Below are 6,089 nucleotides of genomic sequence, written 5' to 3' on the forward strand. Positions count from 1 at the left end.
ACTATGCATTGCATAAGATTAGACTGACGGTAATATCCGTTCATCCGGATGCTGTAAACGAAACCAGAGGATAAACAGGCTGATCAATAACACCCAGGCTGGAAAGATGAGGGTGATCCATGGGCTATAGTTGATCACTACCAGCAAAGCCACTGCCAGAATGTAGGTCACCCATGCTAACCAGCGCGGCATCAATCCAGTGCGCAGCCATATCGTTCCAAGCGAGATCATCGTTACGCCTGCCATACGCAAAGCGTAAACGTTGCTAATATGAAGCATGAGTGCACGGCCAAATATAATCACCAAGTAATCCGGCGTCTCTCCTGTGACCATCGTGTATGTGGTTAAAATTCCGCCTGCAATAGCCGTTGAAACGAAGACCATTGCCAGAAATAGCAGACTACTGCCAAAGAAAACTGTTGAGAAAAATTTATCCTCAAATTCGCCCAGTTTATCGCGTACCACGCCGATGAACCACAGGTAGGCGATACTAGCAAGTGGCATCAGCACCAGAGCAGCGTTAATTCTCCAGGCATTGGTTGTTGCCCAACTAATATCGGTGGAAATTACTGCAGGGATCGCACTTCGCATCAGAATCAGGCTGGCGCCAAACAGCAGGCCAAACAAAATCCCAGCGACGGCTGCCGTCCGTGGTGTGGATAATCGGCGGTACTCGATCATGATTTCTGGATTATTTTTCATTTCATCGATTCTCACATTCCAATCTACGGCTACATCTGTTCTCTACTTTTCATACCAGTCCTCTGGTCGCTTTAACCACAAGCTCGAAGTATTTCTGTACCTGCGCGTCTTTCATCGATGACACTGGAGAAAATTCGATAGAACCTAGATCTCGCTCACCATAAAGCCTTGAATTTACTCCCTCGGCAGGAGAACTGCCTAAGAATATGTGCTCAGATGGGTTGTGGCTCATAATTTCTTCTCGCTAGTGTGTACGCTGTAATTAGCAAAACCGTCAGATCCATCAGACCGAGCACGAGCACCATCACGATTACATCAGGATTACCAGCAAAATTGGCTGTAGCGATCACTAATGCAGCAGACAGGTTACGCTGGGCAGTGCCCAGGCCCAGTACAGAGCGGATTCCGCCATCCTTTCCTCCGAGAAAATAACCGAAGATGAACGCCAGTGCCAAAAAAAGCAGTACAGCGATGATCTGGATGCTACCGACCACCCCAAGGACGGCTTTCAAATTCGCTAGCAAACCCGCGGCAATTACAAGAATAAGGGCGGTGGTGGATACCCGAGCCATGAAGGGATGCAGGGTACCGGCAATCCCAGCGTAGCGCGCCTTGATAATCAAGCCGATCGACAGTGGGATCAACATCAGGAGTATCAGCGGGCGGGCAATACTCCAGGGATTAACCGAGATACCTTGTAATAGAAGGGGCAGAACGATTGGCAAATAACCGACGGTAAACACCATCAAGAGCACCATTAAACCCACAGAGAAGGCCAGGTTACCTTTGGCTATTTGAGCCAGCTTGGGTAGGAATGGTGCCCCAGCTGCAGCAGAGACTAGAAGCAAACCAATCTTCAAACCGTCGGCGAGAGGATAGATTGATGTAATTAGATAGGCTATGGCCGGTACAACGACAAAATTAGCAATCAGTGCCAGGATAACCAGGCGGGCATTGCGTAGTGGGGCGACGATCTGGGTAATCGCCAGGCTGAAGCCCATCGCCAACATACTGGTCACTACAAAGACCAGCGTGGAGAGGTTCATGATGAGCATTAGCAGTTTATACAGATCCATTCTTCCGTTCTCACAATGTCGTAATCGAATGAATGGCAGCTCCCCCTAAGCTGCCAGATATGTTACAAAATTATTGTCGCGCCATGATGAGGCGCAGCTCCGCTTCGCTATCCTGGATAAGTTCTCCGCTTACATCAAATGTTACGCTGTGGATCGTACCGGTGAACTCAAAGGGTGGCTCGTAGAAAGGTGCCACCGGTGCTCCAGGATCGGCGCCAACCGTGATACCACCTGTCAGCCCCAGGCTGAACGGCGTGGTGTGGGTGAAATCAGTTTGACCGACGAGTTTGCTATCGATATACAGCTGGGCGCGGCCAGGAGTGCCCTTGCCGTTGGCAAAGTCTGGCGCACCAGACACCTCGAATTCAAAGCGCAGTTCGTGATGACCTACTGGGACTGGAATGTCACTGACCACATGCAGGTAGTCGCGCGCCACATAGTTTTGGACGTACTGGAGCTTGCCATCCTTTACATACAGAGCATAACCGCCGTCGACACCACCAAATGAAACCAAAGCGCCTTCCACACCCTCAGGTGGGATTTCCACATCAGCCGTAATACTATGTGTGCGGTTAAGCAAGCGCGGGCCTGCATTGTAAGGCACAGCTTGCGTGTGTGGGAAGAAGGTGTAATGCGTACGGTCCTTGGTGATCTGGGGGCGTTCGTCAAGCATGCGTGGCATGCCGCGCCCATCCACCGGCAGCACGTGGTATTTCCCTGCTTCGACATACCAGGTGGCGATCAGCTCGATCAGCTTGGCGCGGTTCACTTCGGCGATGTTATGGTTTTCGGCAAAATCCTCGTCCACGTGGTAGAGCTCCCAACCTTTGGCATCCAGCTCAGTCAGCTTTGAAGCCGTGATCGGATTTCCGAAACCGGTACCAGCCTCGGTGAATGACGGGCCAGGCCAGGGGCAGACTGCCCGCCAGCCTTCATGGTAGATAGAACGGTGCCCAAGCATTTCAAAGTACTGGGTATGACGCTTGCTTTTCGCATTCGAATCATCTAGGGTGTGGGCAAAGCTGACCCCTTCCATTGGTGATTGTGTGACACCTTTAATGCTGGTAGGTGGCTCGATTCCCAAAAGATCCAGCACGGTGGGAACCATATCGATGGCATGCGTATATTGGATGCGTACTTCGCCCCTGGCTTTAAAGCCCATGGGGAAGTGTACAATGAACGGATCAGTGATCCCACCGCGGTAGGTTTCACGCTTCCAACGGCGGAAAGGCGTATCACCAGCCCAGGTCCAGCCCCAGGCATAATGGTTGAACGTGCTGGGACTACCAAGCTCGTCAATATGTTCCAGGTTTGTTTTCAGGTCCTCTTTAACCTGATTGAAGAACAAGTTTTCGTTGACCGAACCGGTCGGTCCGCCCTCAGAGCTGGCACCGTTATCAGAGATCAGCATGATCAGGGTGTTTTCGAACTCGCCAATCGCTTTCAGGAAGTTGAACAACCTACCCAGATGGAAATCGGTATGTTCCATGAAGCCGGCGAAGACTTCCATCATGTGTGCATAAAGTTTTTTCTCATCCGCTGAAAGCGAATCCCATTGAGCAACATCGGGATCATGCCGGGAAAGCTCGGCATCCGCCGGAACCAGCCCCATCTCCTTCTGGCGGGCGAAGGTTCTTTCACGGTAGGCATCCCAGCCCTCATCGAATACCCCTTTATACTTATCGGACCATTCCTTGCGCACATGGTGGGGAGCGTGCATGGCGCCGGGGCAGAAATACATGAAGAAGGGCTTATCTGGCGCCACCTGCTTGGCATCGGCGATGAAGCTGATCGCCTTATCCACCAGGTCCTCGGTCAGGTGATAGCCCTCTTCGGGCGTCTTGGGAGGCTCCACCTGGTGGTTGTCATAAACCAGCTCGGGGTAGTACTGGTGGGTTTCGCCACCTAGAAATCCATAGAAGCGCTCAAAACCCCGCCCCAACGGCCATCGTTCGTATGGGCCAGCAGCTGAAATCTGGTCAGCGGGAGTCAGGTGCCATTTGCCGACTGCATAGGTGCTGTAGCCGTTCTGCAGCAGGATCTCCGAGAGGAAACCGTTCTCCAATGGGATATTGGCATTATAGCCAGGGAAACCGGTCGAACCCTCGGTGATGCAGGCCATGGCATTGGAATGGTGGTTGCGCCCGGTCATGATGCAGGAGCGCGTGGGTGAGCACAGCGCCGTGGTGTGCATGTTGTTGTAGCGCAGGCCATTTTCCGCCAGGGCATCCATATTGGGGGTCTTGATCGGGCTGCCGTAGCAGCCGAGCTGTCCAAAGCCAACATCATCCAGGACAATGAAAAGCACGTTAGGTGAGCCTTCTCTGGCACGCTTTGGCTCTGGCCAGGCTTGCTCAGAGACATCGTAGGATCGTCCGACAACACCGTTGAAAGCTGTTCCGGGCTTGTACTCTTTTAGGGACATAGTAATTACCTCCTTTTTCAAATATTAGAATTGGGCTACTGATGACATCACTACCAGCGTTGTGCAATTTACTGCTGCGCCATCAACAGGCGCACTTTAGCATCATCATCCACGATCAGATTGCCCGACATATCGAGGACAACTTGTTTGATCTTACCGGAAAATCTGAAAGGAGCTTCGTATTTATGAGTAACAGTTTCCCCAAAATCGTAACCGCAGCTCAAACCCTCGATACCAAAGGCGAGCGGCACCGTGACCGGAAACTCAATAATTCCGACCAGTTCGCCGTTAATGTAGAGCTGGCCACGTCCCGGTGTGCCTTTGCCTTCTCGGATTTTGGGTTCACCGGTTGGCTCAAACTCATAGCGCAAGGCGCATTCACCCTCCGGCACATCTACTGTGGAAATTACATTGAATTCTTTCAATCCCATGTAGTTGTACACGTAGTGAAGCTTATGATCCTGAACATAGAAGACATATCCGCCAGTAACACCACCCTGCGCCAGGAGCACGCCCTCAGCGCCACCTTTAGGGATGACGACATCAGCAGTGATGCTGTGCGGCCGATTATAGATCATTGGTGCCACCGCGGCATGCACTGGCGATAGATCCGGATAGAAGGTGTATTGGTTTCTCGGTAATGCAACCTGGGGACGTTCAGCAACAAGCCTGATAAAGAGACTTCCATCCAGCGGCATCACCTGGTATTTACCAGCTTCCGCATACCAGCGCGCAATCATTTCAGCGCGCTTCTCCGGCATTTCAGCAGCCAGGTTGTGAACTTCGGCAGGATCTTTCACAATATCATAGATTTCCCATCCGTTAGCATCCAGATCATCCAGCAATTCGGGGGTGATCTCGTCTCCCAGATGAAGACCTCTCGTAGCGCCTTCTGTGTAGCTGGGACCCGGGAAGCCACAGACTGCCCGCCAACCGTCATGATCGATGGCGCGGGTGGCAAACATCTCGAAATACTGGGTGTGGTGTTTCGTGGGTGCTCCGGCATCATCGAAGGTATGGGCAAAGCTGACGCCCTCGATCGGCGATTGGGCCACGCCGCGAATCTGTTCGGGTGGCGTAATACCGATGGCATCCAAAATGGTTGGTACCATGTCGATGGCATGAGCGTATTGGTTGCGATTCTCACCTTTGGCCTTAATCCCAGCAGGCCAGTGGACAATCAAATTATCGGTGCAGCCGCCGCGATAGACTTCTTTCTTCCAGCGGCGGAAGGGGGTGTTACCCGCCCAGGACCAGCCCCAGGGATAATGATTGTAGGAGGCTGGACCGCCCAATTGATCCATACGGGGCAGAATATCCTCGAGGGTTTCATAGTAATTGTTGAAACTGCTCATTTCATTGAAAGCGCCGTTCACACCGCCTTCCGAGCTGGCGCCATTGTCCGGGAGCACCATGATGATGGTGTTGTCCAGCTCGCCAATCTGCTCCAGCGTGTCCAGGAGGCGGCCAAATTGATGGTCGCAGTGCTCCAGGAAACCGGCAAAGACCTCCATGAAGTGTGCGTAGAGTTTCTTCTGCTGGTCGCTGAGCGTATCCCACTCGGGCACGTCGGGGTCGTGAGGGGATAATTCGGCATCGGCAGGGAAGATCCCCATTTCTTTCTGGCGAGCAAAGACAACCTCACGGTATTTATCCCAACCCATATCGAACTTGCCTTTGTATTTTTCGATCCACTCCGGCGCCACCTGGTGGGGCGCGTGAGCGGCACCAGGCGCGTGGTAGAGGAAGAAAGGCTTGTCGGGTGCAATCACGTGCGCATCCAGGATGAAGTGGATGGCATGATCGACCAGGTCTTCATCCAGATGGTAGCCTTCTTCCACCGTTTTCGGTTGGGAAACGGAATGGTTATCATAGATCAGGTCGGG

General features: G+C 52.5%; 4 protein-coding genes. All 4 read right to left on the bottom strand.

Annotation, left to right across the window (positions count from 1 at the left end; translation table 11 throughout):
- Positions 1-18: 18 nt before the first annotated feature.
- A complete protein-coding gene (locus C3F13_04770; GenBank protein ID PWB55233.1) occupies positions 19-681 on the bottom strand; it encodes a hypothetical protein in 663 nt (220 codons plus the stop codon).
- A gap of 233 nt (positions 682-914) precedes the next feature.
- The gene (locus tag C3F13_04775; protein PWB55229.1) at positions 915-1,778 is read right to left on the bottom strand and encodes a transporter; all 864 of its coding nucleotides are present in this window, start codon (positions 1,776-1,778) and stop codon (positions 915-917) included.
- A gap of 70 nt (positions 1,779-1,848) precedes the next feature.
- Positions 1,849-4,203: an arylsulfatase gene (locus tag C3F13_04780; protein ID PWB55230.1), complete on the bottom strand. Its 2,355-nt coding sequence runs from the start codon at positions 4,201-4,203 to the stop codon at positions 1,849-1,851.
- A gap of 68 nt (positions 4,204-4,271) precedes the next feature.
- The coding region (locus C3F13_04785) for an arylsulfatase (protein ID PWB55231.1) at positions 4,272-6,089 on the bottom strand (1,818 nt) is incomplete at its 5' end.

Source organism: Anaerolineales bacterium (assembly GCA_003105035.1).
In the GTDB taxonomy this organism is placed as follows: Bacteria; Chloroflexota; Anaerolineae; order Anaerolineales; family UBA4823; genus FEB-25.

What these genes read in the sequence shown, in the direction of transcription:
- C3F13_04775 (PWB55229.1), bottom strand. Translation starts at nt 1,778, where the DNA reads ATGGATCTGTATAAACTGCTAATGCTCATCATGAACCTCTCCACGCTG.
- C3F13_04780 (PWB55230.1), bottom strand. Translation starts at nt 4,203, where the DNA reads ATGTCCCTAAAAGAGTACAAGCCCGGAACAGCTTTCAACGGTGTTGTC.
- C3F13_04770 (PWB55233.1), bottom strand. Translation starts at nt 681, where the DNA reads ATGATCGAGTACCGCCGATTATCCACACCACGGACGGCAGCCGTCGCT.